This window comes from Flavobacterium sp. WC2409, assembly GCF_041200085.1.
Classification (GTDB): domain Bacteria; phylum Bacteroidota; class Bacteroidia; order Flavobacteriales; family Flavobacteriaceae; genus Flavobacterium.
In genome coordinates this window covers 1,813,841-1,840,780 of the sequence record NZ_CP165625.1, presented here as the reverse complement: position 1 = coordinate 1,840,780, position 26,940 = coordinate 1,813,841, and the positions used below count along the sequence as shown (strand labels likewise).

Sequence of the window (26,940 nt, the reverse complement as noted above, 5' to 3'; positions counted from 1 at the left end):
GCTAAATTACTATTATTTTAAGCATTACTTAAATTTTTTAGGGCTTCTTTTTTACTCAAATTTTTTAAGGTTGCAACCGCAACAAAGTTTTTCACGGCTTCTGGATTTGTTTTGGCATATTCTCGTAATGACCATCCAATTGCTTTTTGAATAAAAAATTCGGAGGAATCTTGATGTTGCAGACAAACCTTTTTTAATAGATCAAAATTGGTTTTTGTTTTATACCCTAGTTGAAATAAAATAGCACTTCTATTCAACCACATATTTTCGGAATTTGAAAATTCAGTTACGATTAAGTGAATAGATTTTGGAAACTCAACTAAATATTGACCTAAAATATATTTAGAAATAGTATCCACACTGTCCCACCAAGAATGGGTTGTAATTAATTTCTTAATAAGTTCAATATCTTCATATTGGTATTTCCCTTTGAGTTCTTTGATTAAAATTTCTATGGCACAGTAATGAAATTCCCTTTCTTTCTTTTCAAATAAAAGTACCGCTATTGCTCTTGCGTTAGCGGTGACTTCTGTTTTGTTTTTCTTCCAAATTGCTGTAAAAAGACTTCTTCTTTCGGGCGTTTTTATCCCAAAAAAAGTAAATTTATTTTTCATGTATTTTGCCATAGCAAAACCATTTTCGGCATGGCTATTTTCTTGAAAAGTATTTTCTAGCTCACTAATAAAATGCATAATCTAAAATCCTATTGCTTTGTCATCCCCTCTAAAATCAGCACCACCTTCCAGTTTTCCATTTGGAAGTGCAAGAATAGCATCAACTTTACCGATAACAGGAGTCGTTTTTTCGTTAATCAAATACCCTTTTTCTTTTAATGTTTCTAATGTTTTAACGTCAAAAGTATTGGGTTCAAAAGTAATTAAATCAGGCAACCATTGGTGATGAAAACGAGGTGCATTTACCGCATCTTGCATACTCAATTGGTATTCATATACATTCAAAATGGTTTGTAATACCGAAGTGATAATAGTAGAGCCTCCTGGTGAACCCACGGTCATAAATAATTTTCCGTTTTTTTCAACAATCGTTGGAGTCATAGAACTCAACATTCTTTTTTCGGGAGCGATACTATTGGCTTCATTCCCAACTAATCCAAACATATTTGGGGTTCCTGGTTTTGAACTAAAATCATCCATTTCATTATTCAACATAAAGCCCAGTTCGTCACAATAATATTTAGAACCATATCCTGCATTCAGTGTTGTTGTTGCCGAAACTGAATTACCAAACTGATCGACAATAGAGTAGTGGGTGGTCTCCATGCTTTCATTATAAGTCACTTTTCCTTCTTTTATATCAGAGGATAATGTGGCTTTATCCACGTTAAAACTACTCATTCTTCCTTTTAAATAGGTGTCATCCATTAACGCTTTCAACGGAATTTTTACAAAATCTGGATCACCCAAAAAGTAACTTCTATCAGCATAAGCTCTTCTCTCAGCTTCTACAATAACTTGAATTCCTTGAGCCGAATTGTGACCCATTTTTGCTAAATCATAAGGAGCAATCATTTTCATAATTTGCGCCAAGCAGATACCACCACTGCTAGGAGGCGCCATAGAAATAATATTTAAATCTTTATATTTAAACGTAATGGGATTTCTCCATTTGGCCTCGTACTTCGCCAAATCTTCCATGGTAATAATAGCTCCTTTTTCTTTTAAATAAGCTACTAATGTTCTTGCTGTTTCTCCTTTGTAAAACTCATCTCTTCCATTTTTTGAGATTCTTTTTAACGTTTTTGCTAAAGCGGGATATTTAATAGTGTCATTCTCTTTATACACTTTAGAAAGAACAGAGTTAGCTCCGTTTATTTTTGTCAGTTCCTCTCGGTATTCATTTAAGCGTTCTTCTTGTTTGTGAGTCACAATCACTCCGCGTTCAGCTAACTCGATAACAGGTTTCAAAATTTCAGCCATTGGTAAAGAACCCAATTTTTTATGCACAGCAAAAACACCAGCTATAGTTCCTGGAATTCCTATGGCCAAAGGCGTTTTAGTACTTTTTCCTTTGATTACATTTCCCTCTTTATCAAGAAACATATCTTTTGTAGCTGCTAATGGTGCTTTTTCACGGTAATCTAAAGTCCCCGTTTCTCCATTGGCTTTTCTATACACCATAAAGCCGCCACCGCCTATGTTACCTGCATAAGGATAAGCAACAGCAAGAGATAATTCTGTGGCAACCATAGCATCAAATGCATTTCCGCCTTTTTTCATGATTTCGACACCAATCTTAGAAGCTTCTTCTCGTGCCGAAACGACCATAGCTTTATTGGCAACCAGTCCTGTTGGTTTTACTGAAGTGTTTTGAGCTTTACAACCGAAACAAATGACACTAAGTAGAATAATAATTTTTTTCATTTCTGGGGTATTTTAATAATTGTTTTGGAATAGAATAAATTATAAATTAATTTTAAAAACCAACGGCTTTATTGTCTTCTCTTTTATCTGCACCACCTTCTAATTTTCCATTGGCCAAGATTAAAATTGCATCAACCTGACCCACTATTTCTTTATTAGTCTCATTGACTTTATATCCTTTTTCTTTTACTTTTTTCAATAGTTCTTTATCAAATGAGTTGGGCTCAAATGTGATTTCGTCAGGCAACCACTGATGATGAAAACGAGGAGCATTAACCGCTTCTTGCATACTCATATTATACTCATATACATTCAAAATCGTTTGTAAAACTGAGGTGATAATAGTAGATCCTCCTGGAGTTCCAACTACCATGAATAGTTTTTTGTCTTTTTCTACAATAGTTGGGGTCATAGAACTTAGCATTCTTTTTCCTGGAGCGATACTATTCGCTTCAGTGCCTGTAAGGCCATAGAGGTTAGGAACACCAGGCTTAGCACTAAAATCATCCATTTGATTGTTTAGAAAAAAGCCTAATTCATCGCAGTATATTTTAGAGCCATAATTATCATTTAAAGTTGTTGTAGCTGAAACGGCGTTACCTTCGGCATCTACTATAGAGTAATGTGTGGTTTGTTTGCTTTCGTAGCCTGGGATTTTACCTTTTCCAATTTCAGAAGATTTTGATGCTTTATCGAATGAGAAATCACTCATTCTATTTTTGATATAAGTAGAATCTAATAGTTCTTTTACAGGAAGTTGTACAAAATCAGGATCGCCTAAGAATGAATTTCTATCCGCATACGCTCTGCGTTCGGCTTCTGTAATTACCTGAATTGCTTTCACGCTGTTGTGTCCCATTTGTGCCAGATCAAAAGGCTCAATCATTTTCATTATTTGGTTCAAACAAATTCCACCGCTACTAGGCGGAGACATAGATGTAATTTTTAAATCTTTGTATTTAAAAGTAATTGGTGTTCTCCATTTTGCTTCATAGGTATTTAAGTCTTTAACAGTCATATTACCTCCTTTGTTATTCAAAAAAGTAATTAGCTTTTGAGCCGTTTCCCCTTTGTAAAACTCATCACGACCATTATCAGATATTCTTTGTAAAGTGGCAGCTAGTGCTGGATATTTTATAGTGTCTCCCGCCTTATATTCTTGAGAAAACAAACTATTTGGGCCATTGGTTTTAATAAAAGTAGCTCTATAATCAGATAAGCTTTTTGCTTGATGATCGGTGACAACGACTCCTTTTTTAGCTAAAGCGATTACGGGAGCCAGAATTTCCGCAATCGGTAAAGAACCGTATTTTTTATGCACGGCAAATAAACCAGCGAGTGTTCCAGGAACTCCTGAAGCAAATGCAGTTTCTCTACTTTTACCTTCGATTACATTTCCATCTTTATCTAGAAACATATCTTTCGATGCAGCCAAAGGTGCTTTTTCTCTATAATCTAAGGCCCCCGTTTCTCCGTTTGCTTTTCTATATACCATAAAACCACCACCACCTATGTTTCCAGCTTGCGGATAAGAAACAGCCAAAGCCAGCTCAGTCGCAACCATAGCATCAAATGCATTTCCGCCTTTTTTCATTATGGCAACTCCTATTGTTGAGGCTTCTTCTCGTGCTGAAACAACCATTGCTTTATTTGTTACAAGACCAGTTGGGGATATTACTTTTTCATTTGACTTACAGCCTAGAATACTTAAGGAAAGGAATAGAATTATTTTTTTCATGGTTTGGTTGTGGTTTATTATATGTTTTATAAGGTTGTTAATTTTTGTATTACATGTGCTCTTAAATCTTCAAAGAAATCAGTGAATTCCTGTTCAAAATCTACATAAAATTCTTGAAGTTCCTCGGTAGCAAAACGCATTTGGGATTCGTTTTTTGTTCGACTGTCCATTTGAGTTAAAATTTGATTTATTCCAGCTACTGTTTGATAACTCAACAACCAATTTTGTTTGATCATATAGGGCATTAACCCAATCGTTTTTTCAGTAAGTACTGGTTTGTTATCATTTAAAGATTGATAAAAACGTTGTATATACTCTTCGAGATTTTCATCAGAATAAGTAGTCCAGTTTTTCGCCAAAAAATGGTCGTAAAACACATCGACAATTACACCAGCATAATGATGGTATCTTTTGTGCAATTTTTTAGTACTTTGTCTAAAAACGGGATGGGCATCTGTAAAAGTATCAATGGCTCTATGCAAGACAATCCCTTTTTGCACATCCAAGGGAAAAGTTTCAAAATGTTTCCCTCGAATACCATCAGCCATAAAATTGCCAATTTTGATTAAATCATTGTCGCCTGAAAGATAGATGTGTGCTAGAAAATTCATTCGCCTAAATTATGAATTCTAATTGACTTTTTTAAACTGTCAATTATTATATTTGTGGAAATTATAAATAAATCACTCAAAATTTAAATAGATATAAATGACTTTAATAAAATCAATTTCAGGAATTCGTGGAACTATAGGAGGTAAAGTGGGAGATAACTTAACGCCAGTGGATGCAGTAAAATTTGCTTCAGCATATGGTACTTGGTTGAAAAACAATACACTAGAAAGAACAAATGCTAAACTAAAAGTAGTCGTAGGTCGTGATGCTCGTATTTCAGGACCAATGATTCATAACTTAGTAGTAAATACCTTGATTGGATTAGGAATTGACGTTATTGATTTAGGTTTATCTACAACTCCTACAGTAGAAATAGCAGTTCCTTTGGAAAATGCAGATGGTGGAATTATTCTTACCGCTTCTCATAATCCAAAACAATGGAATGCCTTAAAGTTATTGAATGGAAAAGGGGAATTCTTGAATGGAATTGAAGGAGAAAAAATCCTTGTTATTGCTGAGGCTGAAGCTTTTGATTTTTCGGATGTAGACAGTTTAGGAGAAATTACAGAGAATGATGCTTATATGGATATTCATATTGATGAAGTATTGAATCTTCCATTAGTGGATGTTGAAGCGGTAAAAGCAGCTAAATTTAAAGTGGTAGTTGATGGTGTGAATTCATCTGGAGGGATTATTATTCCTAAATTACTAGAATTGATGGGAGTGGAAGTAGTAAAATTATACTGTGAACCTAATGGTCATTTTCCTCATAACCCAGAACCTCTAAAAGAACATTTGACTGATATTTCGGAATTAGTTGTTAAAGAAAAAGCAGATTTAGGTGTTGTTGTTGATCCAGATGTGGATCGTTTGGCTTTCATTTGTGAAGACGGAGAAATGTTTGGAGAAGAATATACCCTTGTGGCTTGCGCCGATTATGTATTGAGTAAAACGCCAGGAAATACAGTTTCTAATATGTCGTCTTCTCGTGCTTTGCGTGATGTGACAAACAAGCATAACGGGAATTATGAAGCATCGGCTGTAGGTGAAGTAAATGTAGTTGACTTAATGAAAAAGAACAATGCCATTATAGGTGGTGAAGGGAATGGTGGAATCATTTATCCGGAATCGCATTATGGTCGTGATAGTTTAGTAGGCGTAGCGTTGTTTTTGACGCATTTGGCCAATAAAAAAATGACAGTTTCTGCTTTGCGTGCTTCCTATCCAGAATACTACATGAGTAAGAATAAGATTGAATTGACACCACAAATTGATGTTGATGCTATTCTGGTTGCTATGACTGAGAAGTATAAAAACGAAGATATCACTACAATTGACGGAGTGAAAATTGACTTTGCTAATGAGTGGGTGCATTTAAGAAAATCAAATACGGAACCGATTATTCGTATTTATACAGAAGCACCTACGCAAGCTCAAGCGGATACGTTAGCATTGCGCATTATAGATGAAATAAAAGCGGTAGCTGGAATTTAAAAGACGTATTTATTAAATAGTAAACCCCTTTCAAATTTTATTTTGAAAGGGGTTTTGTTTTTAAGCTTGAAATGGAACGAACATAATTTAAAAAAAAGTAATAGCACTAATTTATTTAATCCCATTTATTTGTTGTTGAAATTGCATATTTCCCACTACCTGAAAAGAATAAAGCAAGGGCACCTAAAAGGTATAAACCTATTAATTCCAATTGCCAACCACCATTTTCGTTTAAAGAAAATAAATCTCCAGTGTGTACTAATAGGGTAGCAAATAATAAACCAAAAATATAGGCTACAGAGGCTAATCTTGTTCTATACCCAATTAGAATTAGGAGCGGTGCAATAATTTCAGTGATATAAACCCCATAGGCTAGAAAAGAGGGTAGCCCTTTTTCGCCTAACATACCTTCAATGAATGATACGCCTCCTAGTTTTGCGATTCCATGAAATAACATTAATGCACCTACTGAAATTCGAAGTATTAATAAGGCTAGATTGGTATTTTTATTCATAATATTAATAATTGATTAGTGTTTTTTTGAAGAGATGAAAAGACAGAATAGTACTTTAAAACTAATTAACTTCATTTATTTAGTTGTACTATTTATATGTTTTGTTATGATTATTATATTTTATCAGATGACAAAGAGTCGAAAGTTTTTCTTTTGTTTTCAAACCATGCATTCATTCCTTCCGGAAAATGCATGAGTTCTTGCATTTCTCTCAAAGCTTTACTATGTGGTTCATCCCCTTTTTGAATCATTTCCATAGCGTGGTTTTTGCTCAATTCAGCTATTTCTTCAAAAGTTTTAGCTTGAAATGCAGTATCACACGCTCCTCCTAGTTGTTTACATGTCATTGTTTTCATAAGGTTGGTTTTTAATTAATAATGGACTAAATACGCAGATTTGAAATTCTATTTAAGATAAAACTAAGCAGATATTTTAGTCATAATACGGTGTTATACTGTAAATATAAAGGAATTAAAATACAAATTGATTGGTTTTGATAAAAGTATTTAGAAGATAACAATTGAGATTAAGTTTAAAAAGGTCTGTTTTTATAAATAGTAAAACCCTTTCAAATGCTTGTTTTGAAAGAGTTTTATTTTTTAAATGCGATTGGGTTGGGTTATAATACCGCTGATTTGGCATTATTATATTCATAGTGTAGCGGTAAAATAACGGGTTTAGGTTCTTTGACACCGTGTTTGTTTAGAATTGGCATTAGCGCTTGTCCAAACTCATTGAACTTATCTGCGTTTTCCCATACATCAACTACTTTGACGCCCTTATCGGTTGGAGCACCAGCATGGTGAATCAATCCTTGTGGGTTTTGATGTCCAGCGGCACGAAGGTCATTCCATATTTGATCGTATTCCTTTACTGACATTCCAGGAAAGTCAAATTGAACCATAACTTTTTTCTTATTTTCCATTTTGTAGTAATTTTATTTTCTACTCGTTTGGCTTTTCGATAACGCCCCGTTTTTAAAATGGTTTCTGGTCTCCACTTTTTATAAAATTATATTTCATTTATAGGAGTAGTTGGTAATTATTCTGGAAAAGTATTTAATAACTAAATAAATAAGAGTTTAGTAGGGTACTCCAATTTTATTTTTATTAAAAATACAAATATTAAAAAATCTAAAGTATTAAATAACAGTTAAATAGATGTTTTTTAACATCCGTAGTTTTATAAATAAAAAAAATAGGACTAAAGGATTGTTAATTAAAAGACTAAAAAAAAAAGAAGCACAATGGCTTCTTGAAATTGCTATGACTTATTGATTTTAAACTCATAGGGGATGGATGTAGAGCGGTTCCGTTTAATACGGTTTTAAGGTTTGTGCTACAAGTGCAACTAAATATAAGCGCTTAGTTATTAATATATTTTATTTTTTTATTAGCTCGAAAGGGTAATTTTCGAAAGGACTAGATGTTAATTTTAGATGTTTTTTTTCATCATTTATTTCAAAAGAAACATCTGCTTCTTGATTATTTTTAAAGTGTAAATCAAGCGTTGTAATATCACCCCTAAATATGTCCCATTTACCCTTTCCCTGCTGTTTTAATCCAAGTAAATTGTTAAGTTCAAAAGTTCCATCAATTTTGATCTTTAAAACTATTTCGTTTTTTCCGAGGATATTATAATGTCCAACTACATTTTTTTCAAAATTATTTTGAATTACTTCCATTAAAAATAAATGAATGATTGGCAATGAAATAAAAAAGATTCCGGTAATGATTCTAGATTTATCTTTTCTTTTATAATATTGAAATATGCCAAAGATTAGTAAAATTATGCCAACTATTGGACAAACAAAATACAGAGGAAAAATCCAAAGTGCTTCCATTAATTAAAGTTTTTTTATTTATGTTCTGTCCAATTTAGACTATAATAATCTTTTCCAATGAATGCTTTTATATCAAACTTATATTTGAACTCTAGATGAGAAAAAGAAAAAGCAAATAATCACAATTGAACAACAAAGAATTGTTGTTAAAATTAATCCCTTGAAAATCTTATGTTTTATAATAGATTTCATTTTACTTTTAATTCGGTTTTCTAAACTAACAGTCAACTTGTATATAGTCGCTACTAAGTAGTGCATTTTAATCAAATATAGCATTCTTTTTACAAGAACAGGGATTTATCTTTAAGACTATTCGTATAAAAATAGCTAAAATGGAATGTATGAATTAAAAGATATACTATTAAAAATTCACTCTAAAACTCAAATTAGGAGTCATAACAAGGGATTTGTTATCCACTTTTATCGTTTTATTAGAATCATTTGGGTCTACTTTGTAATACCGGTTGATTACATTGTCTTCGTTGGTTGTATTAATCACTCCAGCACGAAGGATTCCCTTGATTCCGGTTGCAAGATTAAACTGGTAACTGCAAGAGGCATCGAGACGCATGAAATTATCCAAATTTTTACTATTAGGAGAATCGTAATTCACCATGGTTGTATTACCATTTTTCACTGTTTCATTACCTTCTAATGGTACCGTGTACGGTTGTCCATTTCGCCAAATTCCACCTACTGAGAGTTTGAAATTTTTCACAATATCATAATTGAAACCTAGAGAAACAGAATGTCTGATGTCTACATTGTTTGGAAATGTATTGGGTGTGAAACTATCAAATTCATAATTATTAATACTAAAAGTATAGCTTAACCAAGTGCTGTATTTTCCTGCCGTTTTATTAGCCAAAAACTCAATTCCTTTTGCGGTATAGCTTCCATGAGCATTTTTATATTGAAAATTATTATAAAAACCTTGATTGGACGCAGTGATGCCATTAACCACTTTGTAAAATCCAGTCAGGTCAATATTGAGTTTATTGGCATTAAATTCTACACCAAAAGAACCTTGTTTGCTTGTGGCAATAGGAATACTTTGATTATTGACTAATACCCAACGTCTTTTTTCAACACCTAGAAAATCATCTTCAAAATCAATAATTTGAGTAGCGGTTTGGTTTTTAAATTCCCCTTCCAGTTTTAGTGCAAATTGATTGGATAGTTGCTGCCTGATGTTTATCCTAGGTTCTACGAGTAATTTATCAAACTTTTGAAAATAATTCAAGCGAACGCCAATTCTGAAATAGGTGTTGTTTTTATGGTATTCTCCTTCCGTAAATAGTCCGTGATTATCTAGTACGTCTTTCTTAGTGCTAGAGTAGGATGGAGCACTTACGGTGGTCTGGTTGAGCATACCCGTTTCATTAAATTCATAACCTGCCAAGAGGGTAAAGTATTCGTTGGCTTTATAATGGGTATTTAATTTAATTCCTGTTTCCAATACTTCATTGGCTTCGGTTTGTCGTTGAGCTGTTTCTATTCTGTAATCCGCAGCATCAATATTGTATTTGGAAAAATACGTAATCAGATTGGAACTGAATTTAGAATTCCATTGTGCTTTCCAGTTTCCCCCAAACCCAATATTCTTTTGCGAAAGCGTGCTTGCTTTGGTTTCGGAATTAGTGTCATTAGCATTGTATTCTGTATAATTCAAGGCGTTGTTGATTCCAATAAGATTTGCTCTAAATTGGTTTTTTTCGTTGAGATCAAATAAAATTTTAGCGGTATAATCGTAAAAGTAAAAATCCGAATTGGTATTGTTCTGATGGCTGTCGGCATTAATTTCACTATCCTGAAAACTTCGTTTGTAATAGTTGGTAAACGTTGGCGTGTTAAAAAGATCCGTTACAGAACGCCTTCCAGAGATGTCAATTTCTAAGTTTTTAGCTATGGGAATAGCCAAAAAAGCATCAGCATTGATTAAGTTAATTCCTGCACCGCCCGAAAAGGAATTGCTCACTTCATCATTGGTAAACATATTGATGGTACTGGAAACCCCATCACTATATTCTGCACTGGTTCCATTTTTAGTAACAATAACTTTATTAGTCAAATTGGGATTATAGGCGGATATAAGTCCAAAGAAATGACCTGAATGGTACATTTTTATATTGTCCCAAACCATTAGATTTTGGTCATTTGTGCCACCACGCACATTGATGTTGGCAATACTTTCATTCGTACTTTCTACGCCTGGCAATGCTTGAATCGATTGCAATACGTCAGGTTCAATTAAACCCGGTAAGATTCCGAATTTCTTAGTGTTTAAAACGGTGCTTCCGTCTAAGTATTTTTGTAATCCCGGAGTCAAATACACATTGATTAAAACGGGATTCAGTTCTTCATTGCTGGATTTTAAAAGTATTTCTTTGGGTTTTGTTTGATTCGAAAATAATTCGTTTGCTCTGTATTCTCGAGACTCAAAACCGATATATGAAATAGTAACTGCAGCAGTTATTGGAATATTTGTTAAATTAAAAGACCCGTTTTTGGTTGTAATTGCAACCTGATTATCAGCGATTATTGTTGCTCCATTTAAAGGATTTTTCGAATCTTCTAAAAGGACCACACCAGCGATCGATATTGTTTTGTTAAGAACAGAAACAGTAACATAGCGGTTGTCTAATGCTTTAAAGTTCAACAGCACTTTGGCGTTCAAGTAATCAATTGTTTGTGGTAATGAAAGTGTAGTTGCTGGTTTTTCGATAGTAATTCCAGCGACATCTTCAACAGCATAAGAAAATTTCACATTAAACTGTTGTTCGATTGTACTAATAACTTGAGTAAGCGGAATTTTATCAGTCGCTTTTTGCGCATAACTTATACTTCCTAGGAGCAATAAAAAATAAAAGACCCATTTATTGCACTCCATAGTTGTAAAATATAACGGTTTTCCCTTGTAGCTTGTAACTTAGTTTAAGCGGAATTGTAATGGCTTCTAATGCTATTTTTTGATCTGTATGGGTAAAACTTCCTGTAAACAATTTAGAAGTATCCACGCCTTCGGTTTTTATTTTAATATCATATTGGCGCTCTAATTCGGCTATAACCTGATCTAGAGGAATGCGGTCAAAACTGGATTCTTTTTGCATCCACGAAGGATTTTGGGCATTAAAATCAGGTACATCTTCAATTTTATTATTGATCAATCTAAAGGTTTTTCCTGGTGGTAGCTTAACGGTTTCGTTATTATGGGTTACACTAACTAAGCCTTCAAAACAACTCACCTCGAAATAATTTTTGCGTTGCTTTACGTTAAAATGTGTTCCTAGCACTTGAACAACACCATCAGCAGTGTTGACGCTAAAGGTTTGTCCTTTTTTTACCTGAAAATACGCTTCTCCATCTAAGGTTAAATCACGTTTATTTTCCCATTCTTTTTCCTTGAAAGTTATTTTTGAAGCCGCATTCAATAATACTTCAGAATCATCCGGAAGGTGGAACGTTTTAGTTTGGGCTATTTGTGTTTCAAATGCGGTTGTAGTATTATAAAACAGGAAGTAGGCACTGGTTAATAACACAACGATAGCGGCAGCTATACTATAAATAGTTTTAAAGTGTAGTGTTCGAACTTTAGTTTCGTTTTTAGATTTGTCTCTGGCTTTGAATTGGTCTAATGCTTTTTGTGCATCTACTTTTGGAGTTTCCAACAGTGATGAATAATGAGCGATTTTTTCCAACGTGTCCGATCCTTCCGATTGTTTTAAATCTTCAATTTCTTGATTGGAGAGTTCCCCATTGAGCCATTTTAGTATTTCTTTTTCGTTTTTCATTTTGAACCTCTATAATAGTAAGACAACTCATTATGGAATTACCCTACTACAAATCAATTATTTATATGTTTTCGATCTGCTCTTTTAATATTTTGAGTGCACTGGACATTCTTTTTTCGACTGCTTTTTGTGAAATATCAAGTAACTCGGCAATTTCGCGGTATTTTTTACCGTCAATTCGATTCATTAAAAACACTTCACGTTGTGCTTCTGTTAATGAGGCAATAGTATTTTGAAGTTTCTCTTTGAATTCTTCTTCTTCTAATAGGTATTCAGGACTTTGATTTGTAATGTCGAGATTGGGAGATTCTTTGGCGTAAGCCAGAACCACTTTTTTATGCTTAATAGTGTTTAAAAATAAATTATTTACAGTTGTAAGTAAATAGGTTTTCACTTTTGTAAAATCAATTTTGGAACAATTCTCCCATATTTTGGTAAAGGCATCTTGAACCAAATCTAAAGCCGCATCGCTATCACCACATTTGTAATAAGCAAAATTCGTAGCCGATTGTACATTTTTAAGATAAAAGTGATTGAAGTGCTTTTCGTCACAAAGATTCGTTTTTTCGTCGGTCATTGCATGCAAATTCGTTTTTAATAGATTGTAAAAGTAAAATATTTTTTGAATCTATTGTTTTGATTTTAAATTCCCAATTTGTTTTATGGATAATCGGTAGGAAACAATAGAAAAAAAGAACTGTATTAAGAACCGTAAAATATGGGATATATTTCATTACGCTATTTGATATAGTTTTTGGTTTCTCCAATAATTGTGTAAGTTCTAATGATAATTTTATAATAGTTCTAAAATATATTTTGGATAATTTTGCTTCCAAACCAATAGGAAGTATAAAGGGATATTATAAATTTTTATATTTTTTTTAAAATTTGGGTAGGGTAAAAATAATGTTAGTTGTCTTACTAATAGAAAGGCGTAAAAAACGTCAATAGTGATACAAAACATTAAAAATAAAATTATGAAAAAGTTAAGAATTATTACAGGAATCGCATTAATGTCAATATTAGGTTTTACATCATGTCAAAGTGAAGTTAATGATGTTCAAGGTCAAAACCCAAACACAAATGCTGCTAACTCAACAACAGCTAATAACCTAAAACGTACTTCGATGTATGATGGTTCATTTGATGATTTTATTGATGGTGCTTCATGTTCTTCCATTGTTTTACCTGTAACTGCAACAGTAAATGATACAAAGGTTACTCTTTTAAGCCAATTGGATTATACACAAGTAATATCGATTTTAGGACAGTTTAACAATGATCAAGATTCAGTTACACTTCAATTTCCATTAAAAGTGAAAATGAGTAACTATACAGAAGTTACTGTAAATAGTCAAGCAGAATACAATGCTATTGTAAATGCATGTACAACGGCACAATCTTCTGGTCAAGATGCTATTTCATCTGTAAATATTACTTTTCCTATTACTATTTTAACTTATAACATAAGTTTAGAACAAACAGGAAGTATTGTTATTACATCCGAACAACAATTATATGCGTATATGTCTACAATGAGTAGTTCAGAGTTATTCTCGGTAAAATATCCAATGACAGTAACTCTAATTGACGGAACAAAAACAACTGTGTCTAGTGATGCTGAATTTCAAGCTGCTATAAACGCTTCACTTAAAACGGAAGCTACAATGCAGGAAGCGGTTCAAAATTCAAAAAAACTGGAAACTATATTAGTGAATGGTGCTTTTAAAGTACAGTCTTTTGTAAGTGCAGGAGTAGATTCAGCTAATACCTACAAAGACAATACCATTGATTTCGCAAACGATATGTCAATAAAAGTGGTAAACACCTTGAGTACAACTGCAACAGGAACTTATGCGATGAGTTCGCAAGTAGATGTTTTCTTGAAATTGAATTTCACAGGGAACGCTTCTTTCAATTTATTGAATAACACTTGGAAAGTATCAAGCTTCAGTGCGTCATCAATCACTTTGCAAAGCACTACAAATGCGGGTGTAACATTGGTTTTAAACCAAATATAATCACTAATTGAATTAGTACATTTTTGAACAACAGTTCACTTTGATTAAGGAACTGTTGTTTGAAATAAAAAATTAAAAAGAAAAAAAATGAAAAAAAGAATTGCAGTCTTGGCCATGATTTTTGCTTTAACGCTGTCTTGTTCTAAACAAGATGCTTCAAATGATATTACAGTTGGAGGGAATTTAGTTTCCAATAATAAAAAAGCAACAGGAAGTTCTTCCTATGATTTATTGGCTGAGGATACTTTTAAAAGTATGGTTGTTGAAGTGGTATACGTTCAAGGATATGAGCCATCGACTGCTGCAATTAATAATTTTGTCAGTTTTCTTAATGAAAGAGTTAATAAATCACAGGGAATTAGTATTGTTAAAAGAGCAATTGCATCCTCAGGTAAAGCCACTTTTACCAATGAAGAAATTATAGCCATTGAAGATGGGAACAGAACAAAATACAATACTTCAAATCAAATTGCTGTGTGGGCATTTTTTGTAGATGGAGAATCAGCGAGTAATACCAGTTCAGGACTGGTTCTGGGAACGGCTTATAGAAATACATCATTCGTTATTTACGAAAAAACGATTCAAGGGTTAAGTGATAGTCCTTTTAAGCCCAGTAGAAGTTTATTAGAAACTACGGTCATGACACATGAGTTTGGTCACATATTAGGTTTAACTAATTTAGGAGCAAAGCTGCAAAGCGACCATGAAGATATAGATCATGCAAAACATTGTAATGTACAAAGTTGTTTGATGTATTGGTCAGCCGAATCAGGAAGCGGAATTACTAATATGGTTTCGGGAGGAACAGCCCCAAAACTGGATGCACAATGTTTAGCCGACCTGAAAGCAAACGGAGGAAAGTAAAAACTTAAAATTTGAATACTATTAAAAATAAATAATAAAAAACAAACAAAATGAAAAATACCTATTTAACACTTGCTTTATTTTTTGGTGTACTATCAACAATGAGTGCACAAGACCATTCAGTTCCAAAATCAAATGCTGGGATAAAAGGAGGATACAATTTAGCCGCTGTCAATTATGATGGTAATGGAGAAACAGGACAACGTCATGGTTTTCATGTGGGAGTTTATGGAGAATCTTTCATTAGTGAAAGCTTTTCTATTCAACCAGAATTAATGTATTCTCAACAAGGATATGAGATAAAAGATGCTAATGGTACTTTTACTCAAAAATTAGATTATATCAATTTACCCGTTATGCTTAAAGCATATCCATCTAAAAATTTCTTTTTGGAAGCAGGTCCACAAATTGGATTGGCAGTTTCTCACAAGGAAGTTTATGAAGGGTTATTCAATAGTTCACAGCAGTACGACCCAAACAGTTTTGATTGGGGAATGAATTTTGGAGCTGGTTTTAAAACAGATTCTGGAATAAGCTTAGGAGTACGTTATCATTTAGGTCTAGGAGATTTGTATGATAATGATAAAGCACACAATCGTGTTTGGCAATTTTCAGTAGGATTTGATTTATAATCGTACTAGTTAACTACTATATTTAAACCCTCTCAGAGTACTACTTTGAGAGGGTTTTTTAGTCGAGAGTGATTTAAATTCGATTTATTTATGAATGGACAGTGATGATTTTGATAATTTTATAAATTGTAGAATCCACAATAATCAATATATTTACGCTTTAATAAATGCATATCATGACCGTTACAGATACACCAACTCAATTAGAACAATATTTCCAACAATTTCGTAAGAATATTATAGGAATCGATCAAGATTTTTTATCCCCATACGGACCACAACAAATCATCTATACAGATTGGACAGCAAGTGGACGTCTCTATCGTCCTATTGAAGAAAAGTTGATGAATGATTTTGGACCTTTTGTAGCCAATACGCATACAGAAACAACTGTATCTGGTACGGCTATGACCAAAGCCTATCATAAAGCACGTCATATTATTAAACATCATGTTCATGCGAATGCAAATGATATCTTGATAACAGATGGTACTGGAATGACTGGAGTAGTAAATAAGTTTCAAAGAATATTAGGACTGAAAGTTCCTGAGAATTTGAAAGATTTCATAAATATCCCTGCCGAAAAACGACCTGTTGTTTTTATTTCGCACATGGAGCACCATTCGAATCAAACTTCTTGGTTGGAAACGATTGCTGATGTTGAGGTAATTCCTTCTACTGAAGATGGGTTGTTTAGTATTGAAAATTTAGAAATACTACTTGAAAAATATAAAGATCGAAGCTTTAAAATTGCTTCAATCACTTCTTGTTCTAATGTAACCGGAATACGAACTCCTTACCATGAAGCTGCTAAAGTTATGCATCAACATAGCGGACTTTGTTTTGTTGATTTTGCCTGCTCTGGTCCATATGTAGAAATAGACATGCACCCTAAAGATCCAGAAAGCTATTTAGATGCCGTTTTCTTTTCTCCACATAAATTTCTTGGTGGTCCTGGTACTTCTGGAGTATTAGTTTTTAATAAAAAATTATATCAAAATTTAGTTCCTGATAATCCAGGTGGTGGTACTGTTTCCTGGACCAATCCTTGGGGGGAACATAAATTTATCGATAATATTGAAGATAGGGAAGATGGTGGAACTCCAGGTTTTCTACAAGTGATTAAAACAGCACTTGCGATTCAGTTAAAAGAGAAAATGGGAATTGAGAATATACTAAAAAGAGAACATGAAATTGTTGATTTTGTATTCTCAGAACTGGGAAATGTATCTAATATTAAAATATTGGCTGGTCAACATCAAGATCGATTAGGTGTCATTTCTTTTTATGTTGATGATCTACATTTTAACTTGGGAGTGAAGTTACTGAATGATAAATTCGGAATTCAAACTCGCGGTGGCTGTAGTTGCGCTGGTACTTATGGACATTTTTTACTGCATGTAGATCAAGAAACGTCGCATAAATTGATTGATGAAATTAGTTTAGGGGATTTGATAAGAAAGCCGGGTTGGATTAGAATGTCCATTCATCCTACAACTACTACTGCTGAAATTGAATTTGTATGTAATGCAATTAAGGATTTGGCCAAAAATCATGCATCTTGGGCTTTAGATTACGATTACAATAGAGATACGAATGAGTTTGTGCATAAGAAAGCAAAACCATTAGAGGATGAATTAGTAAAAGAGTGGTTTTCTTTGTAAAAACAATTTTACTAAAAAAAATTGGAGCTATGTTGTCTGTTATGAACTGCAAGACAACATAGAGCTTCCAATTTTTTCTCTGGCCCAATCGGGTCTTTTGGCAAACCATTTTTCAAATTTTTCTTGTTCTAAATAGGGGTTTTTCAATAGAACATGCAATTCTTCTAGTATCGAATAATCCTCTTTTTCTGCCGCTTCAATTGCTACTTGAGCCATATAATTACGCAGCACATATTTTGGGTTTACTTTATCCATACTTAGTTGACGATCGGCATCAGTTGTGTCTTCCTGTTGCAAACGATTTAAATATTGGGTAAACCAATACAACCAAGAGTCTTTTATTTGGGAAGTAATTGCGTCGGTAGTGTAGAATGAGTCAGTAATCACTGAAAATGCATTTTCAACGGATTCCTCTTTCTTTATCTGACTTAATTTTCGAAAGAAAATAGTCATGTCCGTTTCTGTCAGTTGAAGATTTTCGGTTAAAATATGTAGGAGTTGATTGTCATTTTCTTTTTGGGTAACCAATCCTAATTTGTTTCGCATCATATCGGCGTAATCCGCTTCATACAGGGACTGATAATCATGTAAAATGGTTTCTAATGGAGCAGCTTCTTCAATCAAAGGAAATAATGCATTGGCGAGTTGGTATAAATTCCAAAGGGCAATGTGAGGTTGATTCCCAAAACGGTATCTGCGGTTTTCACGATCGGTGGTATTAGGAGTCCAATTTGGATTGTAATCTTCAAGCCAACCGTAAGGTCCATAATCTATAGTAAGTCCTAAAATGGACATGTTATCGGTATTCATCACGCCATGTACAAAGCCCACACGTTGCCATTGTAACACCATTTCGCGGGTTTTATTAGCCACTTCATTAAAAAATTGGATGTAGCTTTCTTTGGGAGTTCCTTTTATTTCAGGAAAATAATATTTGATAGTAAAATCAGCCAATAATTTTAAGGTTTTCAAGTCATTTTGGGAAGAGAAAAGTTCGAAATTCCCAAAACGAATAAACGAAGTGGCAACGCGACAAACTATGGCTCCTTTTTCATACTCAGGATGACCATCGTACATCACGTCACGTAAAACTTGGTCTCCTGTAAGAATTAAAGATAGCGAGCGGGTAGTAGGAATGCCCAGATGAAACATGGCTTCACTGCATAAATGCTCTCTAATAGAAGAACGTAAGACGGCCAGCCCATCAGCTCTACGGGAATAAGGCGTCATTCCTGCTCCTTTTAGCTGTAAGGTATATGTTTTTTGTTGATTGTTTTCTATTTCGGCAAGAATAATAGCTCTCCCATCACCTAATTGTCCAGCCCAATTGCCAAATTGATGTCCTGCATAACTCATAGAATAGGGGCGAGTATTGGGAAGTATTTCTTTTCCAGAAAACACATTGGTAAAGACAGTAGACTGTGCTTCCTCTTTAGAAATTCCAATCAAATCCAAAACTTCTTCCGTAAAATGAATGAGTTGAGGTTTGGATGGGATTTTTGGAGTAACATAGGAAAAACAAGCCTTATGCACTTGGCGTGGTACATTTGTTTCATCAGTATCTGCTGGTAATTCTGTACTAAACCTATTGTTGATTTTTAAATTCATTTGGGTAGTGTATTAGTATCAAAATTAATGAAATATTAGGGGAACAACCGTTAATTAAAACTTAATTAGGCATTTATGTCTTTTAGTCTGTGTTTCCATCTTCGATGTGTCCAGAAATAAAACTCAGGAGCTTCGTGAATTTGTTTTTCAACTTCCTGTAAATAGTCGTGTGTAATTCCAAAATCTGGAATTGACTTTGCATTGTCACTTAGAGGAATTAATGTGGCTTCATAATACCCTCTTTTTACTTTTTTTACTTTTACATAAATGACATTTAAATCATATTTTTTGGCTAACATTTCGGCTCCAGTATGCACAGGAACTTCTATGCCCATGAATTTATCCCAATGAAATATTCTGTTTGCTGCGGGCGATTGGTCACTTGGTATGCCATATATGGAAAGAATGTTTTTTCGATTATTGTCCGCAATCAATGGTATTGTTTTATTTGAGACAACTAATTCGGTATTGTATTTTGATCGAATGTCTCTAATGAGTTTGTCAAAATATTTATTATTTATTTTTTTATAAACTCCTACACCTTTATAGCTTATTTTTTGATTAAGAGTGATAAGCCATTCCCAACTGGCATAATGTGATACTAATAACATGATGCTTTTTTCTTTTGCCTCATATTCTTTAATAACTTCCAAATTTGTGATAACAAATCGTTTATTCATTTCTTTGGATGAAATGGTCATAGTCTTGATCATTTCCATGAACATATCACACATATGGCGGTATGATTTTTTTTCGATCACAAGACGTTCCTCATCGCTAAGATTGGGTAGGGCCATAGCTAGATTCTCTCGTACTGTTTTTTTACGATAGCCTATTATATAATAGATTAAAAAGTAAATGGCATCTGATAATAAATAAAAAATGCGAAAAGGAAGAATAGACAGTAACCAAAGTAGGGGATAAGCTATAATAAAAATGAGAAATTGCATGCACTATTTTTTTTGCAAATATAAGTCAAAAATGAATAAACAGATAAAATTTAAAGACATACTAGACGAATCTTAGAGAATCACTACATTTACAATTCACTATAAATAGATTTTATGAATACCATTTTGATTGCAATAATCGTTGCAAATGCATTGTTTAGTTATAAAGGGTTTAATGATCATACATTTTTCAGAAAATACGAATTCCACATAGGAAGTATTAGATCAGGAGAACAAATAAGATTACTTTCGTCTGCTTTCCTTCATGCTGATATAGGGCATTTGGCTTTTAATATGATTACGCTTTACTTTTTTGCACCAGTTGTAATTGGTTATTTAGGAACCTTTTCATTTGTAATCATCTATTTTGGTAGTTTAATTTTTGGTAGTTTATTGACTATTCTTTTTCATAAAAATGATTATAATTATAGGGCTGTGGGAGCATCTGGCGCTGTTACTGGAATTTTATATTCGGCTATATTACTGGAGCCTAATATGATGTTAGGAATCTTTTTTATCATTCCTATCCCAGCATATATTTTTGGAATTTTATATTTGCTATATTCTATTTATGGTATGAGAGCTAAGAATGATAATATAGGTCATACGGCGCATTTTGGAGGTGCTATTGGGGGGTTTTTAATTACACTTATAACAAACCCTCATTTGCTTATAGAAAACACCTTAATGGTAGTGTTATTAATGATTCCTATAGTAATTCTTTTTGCCATGGCCAAAATGGGGAAAATTTAATGGCATAACTTTTGAAAGAATACTATTGCAAATAAATAATTTAAATATTTTAAAATGAAAAAATCATTATTAATTCTTTCGATGTTGTTTATGACAATGTCATACGCTCAAGAAGTAAAACAAATTCCTCAAATAAGTGTAACTGGAGAGGGGGAGATTAAAGTAGTACCAGATCAAGCAACTATTTCGGCTACGGTTGAAACTAAAGGGAATAATGCTAAAGACGTAAAAAAACAAAATGACGAACAGATTGAATCTGTTTTGAAATTGATAAAAAAGATGAATTTAGCTCCTGCTGATTATAAGACGCAACGTGTTGCTTTAAATCCACAATATGATTACGAAAAAAAGAAAACGACTTACAATGCTACTCAAACAATTGAAATCATAGTGCGTGATCTTTCTAAATATGATGAATTGATGGAGGGTTTAGTTAACCAAGGGATAAATAGAATTGACAATGTTGTTTTCCAGTCTTCTAATTTAGTCAAATATCAATCTGAAGCTAGAAAATTAGCAATTAAGGATGCGAAGATGAAAGCAGAGGATTATGTGTCTGTTTTAGGACAAAAAGTAGGCCGTGCAATGACAATATCCGACAATTCACAAAATTACAATCCGCAGCCAGTCTATGCGAGAATGATGAAAACGGAGATGAGTGATATGGGTGCGCCTAGAGAAACACTAGCAGTAGGTGAAATTAAAATAACGGCTAACGTAAGTGTAAGTTTTATTTTGGAATAAATAGAATATTGGTTTTATAAAAGTCCCGTCTAATTTAATAATTAGACGGGACTTTTTTTTGATATTATAAAATTGTTACAAAGTATATGGAACAAAAAAAACGCTGCAATTACTTGCAGCGTTTTGTGGGGAGAGTAGGATTCGAACCTAGTCGGCTGAACCCTTATCTGTGCTGCATTTCTATAAATTTATAACCTAATGTGCCACGATGTTGCCATAAGAACTGAATGAATTAATTTCAAAGCTAAATTATCTTTTTTTCAGCTAATTGACTTGATTTTAATGAACGAAAATAATTCCTGTTTATTGAATTACAAATATAACTAATTTTAGATTAAAATTGTAGTAGCTTAATGAAATTATTGTTTTTCTTTTGATTCTTAGCAAGAATATTATTCAATCTTTTGAGGGTATACTTTAACGTAGTTGTAAAGATAATCTTCAAATATTTAAGCACTTTTGGAAATCTAAAGGGGCTATTCAATTATGCAAATATTATTTAAAAAGAAGGTAGCAAATTTATAGTCGATTGCAGTTTATAAAATCAAGATGATCTTGATAATATACTTACCGTGATTCCATTACGGTCTCGCGATCACTTGCTAATGTAAAAAAAGGGTTGATTTTCAGTCATTCACTCCAGTAGAGTGGATGGGAGCGCAATCGAGCACCTTTTTCCTATTTTAACTTTTTTAGATGGTCTAAAACTATGATTTTAAATATTAAGTGTATCACTTAAAGAAATGATTTGCTTAAGCTTTTTTTCTTACGGAGAAAGAGGCTCCGATGCCTTTATAACAGTCCCAGTTTTTACTGAGCTTTCGAAACATTTTTTAAGAACGGGGTCACTAATAGGGCCACTAGACTTTCAAAGTCTTTTTTTTAACTTGGTAAATGTAAGAAATAAGAATTTAATTAGTTGATTTTTATAAGGTAAAACGTTATAATTATTCAAAGGTTATGACAATATAAAGAGTTGTTTTTAGAAAAAACCTGAGTAAATGAAAGAATAAAAAAATGTTTAAAAAAACTGTAAAATAAGCTCATCAAATTAGTTAAGTTGTTTGATATTATGTCAGTAAACATTGTTTATTAATTATAACATTAACCTTTTGGGTTTAAGTAAATTATTTGTGTTTTAATATTATTTATTGGTTTCTAAAAAAAATATTTATAGATGAACTGTCTTTTTGGTGTTTCTAATTTAACTTGGTTCTGTCGCATCTGACAATAACTTTTTATCTTAGGGGCTTATAAAACATTCCCTCGATGAATATCAAAGGTCACTGCTATCCAAAATCTATTATTCTTCAAGCTGTATACTTCAAACTTAGGTTTACTATAAGCTATCGAGATGTTGAGGAGATAATGAAGATGCGGAGAGTTCAGGTTGACCATGCTACAATTCAACGTTGGGTATATAAGTTTGCGCCATTTATTGAGGCGAAAATGAGCAAACGTAAACGAATAGTTGGTAGTAGTTGGAGGATGGACGAGACATATATTAAAGTTAAAGGGCAGTGGTGTTATTTATACAGAGCAGTTGATAAATCAGGTAATACAGTTGATTTTCTATTGACCAAACGAAGACAAAGGATGAGTGCTCAATCTTTTCTTATTAAAGCAATTGCTAATAATTGTAAACCAAGAATAATAAACATTGATAAAAGCGTTAAAACATAAGTGCCATCAAAGTTTATAATAAGCGTTCCTTTTCTAAAATAACAATTCGGCAATGTAAATATCTTAATAACATTGTTGAACAAGATCATCGTTTTATCAAGTGGAGAATTTTAAATGGATTAAGATTTAAAAATTTTGAATCTGCCAGACGAACGCTAAGTGGAATAGAGTTTGTACACATGTTGAGAAAGAAACAGATGATTAATCCTAGGATTACTATGTTTAAATCATTCTATAAACTTGTAGCATAAACTTAGTATAGTTTAATTCATTTGCGTTTTATTAAATAGATTCGACAGAACCAGAAAACCCTTTTACTAGATAATTCTAATAAAAGGGTATGTATGATTTTATTAACCAAACCTAAATTAAACCACTGTATTTCTAAGAATTCCAATTCCTTCAATTTCTAATTCTATAATATCTCCTGGTACTAAAGGTCTATGTACTGAAAAGTTGTTTTCTATTAAACTTCCCCAACCTACGGTACCTGAACCTAATATATCTCCGGGCATCAAGGTTACATTGTTTTCTGAGGCGCGTTCCATCATTTGAGGGAAAGTCCAATGAACGGTGTTGTAATTTCCTTCACAAATAGTTTCTCCATTGATTCTAGAAATCATTTTGATGTCAAAACGATCTCCACAGCTTTTCGGCATGGTCAAATGTTCTGGATGTGACTCTCTAGAAATACTGCAACGGTATTTTTCAAACTCATCTTTGGTCACGATACAGGGTCCAAAAGCATTAGCAAAATCCTTTCCTTTATGGGGACCAAGAGGCACTGTCATTTCGTGTTTTTGAATGGCACGGGCTGTCCAGTCATTAAAAACAGTATAACCAAAAATATGGTCATCAGCATTTTCAGGTTTAATATCTTTTCCTTTTCTACCGATTATAACGGCCATTTCTAGTTCGATATCGAGTTTTTCTTCGCCTGTAGGGCGCTGAATTTTATCTTCAGGACCGTAAATTGCTTGGTGGTTGGTGAAATAAAAAATAGGAATTTCGTACCAAGCTGCTCCTACAGTATGTCCGAATGATTTAGAAGCATTCAACATATGTTGCTCAAAACCGATATAATCACGTACACTTCTAGGATTAGGTAATGGAGTTAATAATTTCACTTCCTCTAATGTATAATGTGGTTTTACGACACCAAGTGCTTCGATAATTTTAAAGTTTTCTTCGTGGTTGTCTATAAAAGTAAGCATGTCAATTGGTAATCTAGAATCGGCAAGATTCATATCGACAACAGCGTCGTCTTGTAACCAACCTGCACGGTTTTCACCAGCTTTATTTTCGAATGTAATTAATTTCATTTTGTCTTTTTTAGATAGGTTGTGTAAGAGCCATGCATGTTTTTCCCATTGTTGCTCCAATATTTGCGCCCTCTGGTAATGGTTTTCCTTCGAATGTCATTAATTCCCATTCTCCTAGTTTTTCAGAAGCTTCCACAACCATTTTACATCGATTGTATCTTCGCTCCATAAATCTTGAAAAAATAGCCTCGGCACCATCTTGTTTTTTCATTTCTTCGGCTAAGACCACCGCATCTTCAATTGCCAATGCAGCGCCTGAACCTAATTGTGGAATTGTTGCATGAGCAGCATCACCAATGATAATAACGTTACCTCTATACCATGGTGCAGGTAGATTCATTGTTTCTAAAGGTCTATAGTTTACCAATTTTGGATCGACTACCTGATCAATTAAATCTTGTATCATTGGAATAGGATATTCTTGCATATAAGACTGTAGCTTTGGAATCATTTGGTCCTCTTTAATAAAAGGATTGTCAACTCCTTCAGCGGAAACGACAAATATGTAACAGCTGTCTTCGGTCATAGGAATTATTCCTAATTTACTTTTTTCACCAAAATAGATGTAACCTGTGTCTAAATCCTTAGGTCTTTTAAATGCATAACGCCAGTTCGATAATCCAACATAGTTAGGTTTTGATTTCCCAAATATTAAGTTTCTTACTTTAGAGTTTATGCCGTCCCCACCAATTAAAATATCATAACTTCCTGTCGAACCATCAGAGAAAACAACATCAACACCATCACCTTTATCTGTAATTGTATCTACGGTAAGTCCCATACGATATACAGCGCCAACTTCTTTACTTCTTTCGAATAACACGTCGTGCAAAACTCTTCTTGAAATTCCATTATGACTTGGAAATCGTCCAATAGGAGGTGTTCCCGCTTCGGCTATTTGATGACCAGTTTGGGTGCACATTTTTACCATAGGGTAGGGAGAGCCTCTTTTAAGGGCTTCGTCTGCACAGCCTAATGCATCAAGAGCTCGTAATGCATTGGCTTGTTGAATAATTCCTACGCCATACACATCAAATTTGGGTAGAAGTTCTACTATCTCAACTTCAATACCTATTTGCCTTAAAGCAATTGCTGCAGATTGTCCACCGATACCACCACCAACTATGAGTACTTTCTTCATGTTTTTAAATTTTTAATATTCGATGGATTCTAAATAACGAAATTATTTTTTCATTTCTCTAGCTACCCAATCAAACATGTTATATGTTTTTGTAAAATTATCAATCTGACAATGTGCAGAACCACTACTTTCTTTAGGGATGATTTCAACGGTTTTTTCACAAGTTAAGGCCTCACTTAATTTATAGGCATTTTCTACAAAATTCTGTCTGTCATCTTCTCCATGCAAAATATAAGTCGGCATAGAAATTTTTTCAGCTACTCCTTCTAAAGTAAATTCTTTAAGTAATTCTAATGTATCAGGCATGTTGTCTGCTCCAACAATGTGCATCACGATCTCAGCTAATGGGTGATTTGTTGGACGATTTTTCCATATATCATGATACGACCATACCGCTCCCCAAATACAACAAATTTTAAAACGAGATTCGAATGCTGCCGAGCGCGCCGCCATATAACCTCCCATAGAAACGGCCATAATACCAATTCGTGAAGTGTCAACATCGTTTTTTAAATTTTCCAATACCCAATCAAATGCTACCGTTGCAGGTACATTATAATCATGTCGAGTATGAACGTGATTGACACGTAGAGTAGCACCTTGCCCAGGACCATCTATCACGAGTAGAGCAATCCCTCTTTCATTTAATATTTGGCTTGGGCCAAAATACAATTCTTCGGCCAAACTATCCAATCCACCAAACATAATCATTACTGGTGCATCTATTACACCTTCAGGTGAAAATAAATACCCTTGCATAAATGAATCTTCAAAAGGAATTTTCACTTGTTTTGGTTTGTGATCAAACAAAGCGATTGCTTTATGAAAAGCTTCGATTGCTTTTAAATAGGCGGGTAATTTTCTATCATCTGAGGGTTTTAAAAAAAACTCACAAGTTCTTAAGTAATTAAAAGCTCTTAAATACGCTCTTCTAGCCGTTGCTGTATTGTTGTTTTTTGATGCGTTTTCGCCTTCTTCAAAAATGGTATTTCCAATTTTTGACCAAGCATTATGAAAACTTTCGTTATCACCCGGTGTTATTTCGCTAGCTGCTTCTAGAATTTCAGCAAATTCACCTCCACCATAATGTGCTTGAGTTAGCGCACGGTTTACTTGGTAAGAAGGCATGTATTGATTAGGAAAATAGTGCCACATAAGTTTTTTATTTTATAATTTAAATTATTT

Annotated in this window: 23 protein-coding genes and 1 pseudogene; 8 read left to right on the top strand and 16 right to left on the bottom strand. The window is 33.4% G+C overall.

What is annotated here, in order from left to right:
• Nucleotides 1–17: 17 nt before the first annotated feature.
• Genes AB3G34_RS07875 through AB3G34_RS07860 form a run of 4 tightly spaced genes read right to left on the bottom strand, consistent with a single transcriptional unit; the run spans nucleotide 18 to nucleotide 4,730 of the window.
• Nucleotides 18–692 carry a DNA alkylation repair protein gene (locus AB3G34_RS07875; RefSeq protein WP_369754007.1) on the bottom strand — a complete coding sequence of 225 codons (675 nt, stop codon included), beginning with the start codon at nucleotides 690–692 and terminating at the stop codon, nucleotides 18–20.
• A gap of 3 nt (nucleotides 693–695) precedes the next feature.
• Nucleotides 696–2,381, bottom strand: coding sequence for a gamma-glutamyltransferase (gene ggt, locus AB3G34_RS07870; RefSeq protein WP_369754006.1), 1,686 nt, complete (start codon nucleotides 2,379–2,381; stop codon nucleotides 696–698).
• A gap of 52 nt (nucleotides 2,382–2,433) precedes the next feature.
• Nucleotides 2,434–4,119: a gamma-glutamyltransferase gene (gene ggt, locus AB3G34_RS07865; RefSeq protein WP_369754005.1), complete on the bottom strand. Its 1,686-nt coding sequence runs from the start codon at nucleotides 4,117–4,119 to the stop codon at nucleotides 2,434–2,436.
• Nucleotides 4,120–4,145: 26 nt separating this feature from the next.
• A complete protein-coding gene (locus tag AB3G34_RS07860; protein ID WP_369754004.1) occupies nucleotides 4,146–4,730 on the bottom strand; it encodes an ACP phosphodiesterase in 585 nt (194 codons plus the stop codon).
• A 97-nt stretch (nucleotides 4,731–4,827) separates the two neighbouring features.
• Here AB3G34_RS07860 and glmM point away from each other — a divergent pair, with 97 nt between their 5' ends.
• Nucleotides 4,828–6,225, top strand: coding sequence for a phosphoglucosamine mutase (gene glmM / locus AB3G34_RS07855; RefSeq protein ID WP_369754003.1), 1,398 nt, complete (start codon nucleotides 4,828–4,830; stop codon nucleotides 6,223–6,225).
• Nucleotides 6,226–6,340: 115 nt separating this feature from the next.
• Here the strand turns inward: glmM and AB3G34_RS07850 are convergent, their stop codons facing one another.
• The 7 genes from AB3G34_RS07850 to AB3G34_RS07820 form a co-directional block, all read right to left on the bottom strand.
• Entirely contained in the window at nucleotides 6,341–6,739 is a 399-nt protein-coding gene (locus tag AB3G34_RS07850; RefSeq protein ID WP_367770481.1) for a DoxX family protein, read from the bottom strand.
• A 113-nt stretch (nucleotides 6,740–6,852) separates the two neighbouring features.
• Nucleotides 6,853–7,095, bottom strand: coding sequence for a DUF1059 domain-containing protein (locus AB3G34_RS07845; protein ID WP_367753574.1), 243 nt, complete (start codon nucleotides 7,093–7,095; stop codon nucleotides 6,853–6,855).
• 263 nt (nucleotides 7,096–7,358) lie between these two features.
• Nucleotides 7,359–7,664 carry a hypothetical protein gene (locus tag AB3G34_RS07840; RefSeq protein WP_367770478.1) on the bottom strand — a complete coding sequence of 102 codons (306 nt, stop codon included), beginning with the start codon at nucleotides 7,662–7,664 and terminating at the stop codon, nucleotides 7,359–7,361.
• 456 nt (nucleotides 7,665–8,120) lie between these two features.
• The gene (locus AB3G34_RS07835; RefSeq protein ID WP_367770476.1) at nucleotides 8,121–8,582 is read right to left on the bottom strand and encodes a hypothetical protein; all 462 of its coding nucleotides are present in this window, start codon (nucleotides 8,580–8,582) and stop codon (nucleotides 8,121–8,123) included.
• Nucleotides 8,583–8,943: 361 nt separating this feature from the next.
• Nucleotides 8,944–11,472, bottom strand: coding sequence for a carboxypeptidase-like regulatory domain-containing protein (locus tag AB3G34_RS07830; RefSeq protein WP_369754002.1), 2,529 nt, complete (start codon nucleotides 11,470–11,472; stop codon nucleotides 8,944–8,946).
• Nucleotides 11,459–12,373, bottom strand: coding sequence for a FecR family protein (locus tag AB3G34_RS07825; protein WP_369754001.1), 915 nt, complete (start codon nucleotides 12,371–12,373; stop codon nucleotides 11,459–11,461). Before AB3G34_RS07825 ends, AB3G34_RS07830 begins: the two co-directional genes overlap by 14 nt.
• A gap of 61 nt (nucleotides 12,374–12,434) precedes the next feature.
• Nucleotides 12,435–12,950 carry an RNA polymerase sigma factor gene (locus AB3G34_RS07820; protein WP_369753999.1) on the bottom strand — a complete coding sequence of 172 codons (516 nt, stop codon included), beginning with the start codon at nucleotides 12,948–12,950 and terminating at the stop codon, nucleotides 12,435–12,437.
• 400 nt (nucleotides 12,951–13,350) lie between these two features.
• Here AB3G34_RS07820 and AB3G34_RS07815 point away from each other — a divergent pair, with 400 nt between their 5' ends.
• The 4 genes from AB3G34_RS07815 (at nucleotide 13,351) to AB3G34_RS07800 (ending at nucleotide 17,554) form a co-directional block, all read left to right on the top strand.
• A complete protein-coding gene (locus AB3G34_RS07815) occupies nucleotides 13,351–14,394 on the top strand; it encodes a hypothetical protein (RefSeq protein ID WP_367770464.1) in 1,044 nt (347 codons plus the stop codon).
• 87 nt (nucleotides 14,395–14,481) lie between these two features.
• Nucleotides 14,482–15,258, top strand: coding sequence for a membrane metalloprotease (locus AB3G34_RS07810; RefSeq protein ID WP_369753998.1), 777 nt, complete (start codon nucleotides 14,482–14,484; stop codon nucleotides 15,256–15,258).
• 50 nt (nucleotides 15,259–15,308) lie between these two features.
• Nucleotides 15,309–15,890: a porin family protein gene (locus AB3G34_RS07805; RefSeq protein ID WP_367770458.1), complete on the top strand. Its 582-nt coding sequence runs from the start codon at nucleotides 15,309–15,311 to the stop codon at nucleotides 15,888–15,890.
• A gap of 176 nt (nucleotides 15,891–16,066) precedes the next feature.
• Nucleotides 16,067–17,554, top strand: a complete 1,488-nt coding sequence (locus AB3G34_RS07800) for an aminotransferase class V-fold PLP-dependent enzyme (protein ID WP_369753997.1) — start codon at nucleotides 16,067–16,069, stop codon at nucleotides 17,552–17,554.
• A gap of 39 nt (nucleotides 17,555–17,593) precedes the next feature.
• On the opposite strand, the gene AB3G34_RS07795 is transcribed toward AB3G34_RS07800, so the two are convergent.
• Both AB3G34_RS07795 and AB3G34_RS07790 read right to left on the bottom strand, forming a co-directional pair.
• Nucleotides 17,594–19,162, bottom strand: coding sequence for a YdiU family protein (locus tag AB3G34_RS07795; protein ID WP_367770453.1), 1,569 nt, complete (start codon nucleotides 19,160–19,162; stop codon nucleotides 17,594–17,596).
• Nucleotides 19,163–19,227: 65 nt separating this feature from the next.
• Entirely contained in the window at nucleotides 19,228–20,112 is an 885-nt protein-coding gene (locus tag AB3G34_RS07790; RefSeq protein ID WP_369753996.1) for a lysophospholipid acyltransferase family protein, read from the bottom strand.
• Nucleotides 20,113–20,226: 114 nt separating this feature from the next.
• Between AB3G34_RS07790 and AB3G34_RS07785 the strand changes: the two genes are divergently transcribed.
• The 3 genes and pseudogenes from AB3G34_RS07785 (at nucleotide 20,227) to AB3G34_RS07775 (ending at nucleotide 23,543) form a co-directional block, all read left to right on the top strand.
• Entirely contained in the window at nucleotides 20,227–20,865 is a 639-nt protein-coding gene (locus AB3G34_RS07785) for a rhomboid family intramembrane serine protease (RefSeq protein WP_367770448.1), read from the top strand.
• A 54-nt stretch (nucleotides 20,866–20,919) separates the two neighbouring features.
• Nucleotides 20,920–21,609, top strand: coding sequence for an SIMPL domain-containing protein (locus AB3G34_RS07780; protein WP_369753995.1), 690 nt, complete (start codon nucleotides 20,920–20,922; stop codon nucleotides 21,607–21,609).
• Nucleotides 21,610–22,878: 1,269 nt separating this feature from the next.
• Nucleotides 22,879–23,543 (top strand): annotated as a pseudogene (locus tag AB3G34_RS07775) (IS6 family transposase).
• Between the two features lie 117 nt (nucleotides 23,544–23,660).
• Here AB3G34_RS07775 and AB3G34_RS07770 read toward each other — a convergent pair.
• From AB3G34_RS07770 to AB3G34_RS07760, 3 genes are read right to left on the bottom strand one after another with little or no spacing between them, the layout of a single operon-like run.
• The gene (locus tag AB3G34_RS07770) at nucleotides 23,661–24,614 is read right to left on the bottom strand and encodes a fumarylacetoacetate hydrolase family protein (protein WP_369753994.1); all 954 of its coding nucleotides are present in this window, start codon (nucleotides 24,612–24,614) and stop codon (nucleotides 23,661–23,663) included.
• Between the two features lie 10 nt (nucleotides 24,615–24,624).
• Complete coding sequence (locus AB3G34_RS07765) at nucleotides 24,625–25,755, bottom strand: FAD-dependent monooxygenase (RefSeq protein ID WP_369753993.1); 1,131 nt, start codon at nucleotides 25,753–25,755, stop codon at nucleotides 24,625–24,627.
• Between the two features lie 42 nt (nucleotides 25,756–25,797).
• The gene (locus AB3G34_RS07760) at nucleotides 25,798–26,910 is read right to left on the bottom strand and encodes an alpha/beta hydrolase family protein (protein WP_369753992.1); all 1,113 of its coding nucleotides are present in this window, start codon (nucleotides 26,908–26,910) and stop codon (nucleotides 25,798–25,800) included.
• Nucleotides 26,911–26,940: the final 30 nt, after the last annotated feature.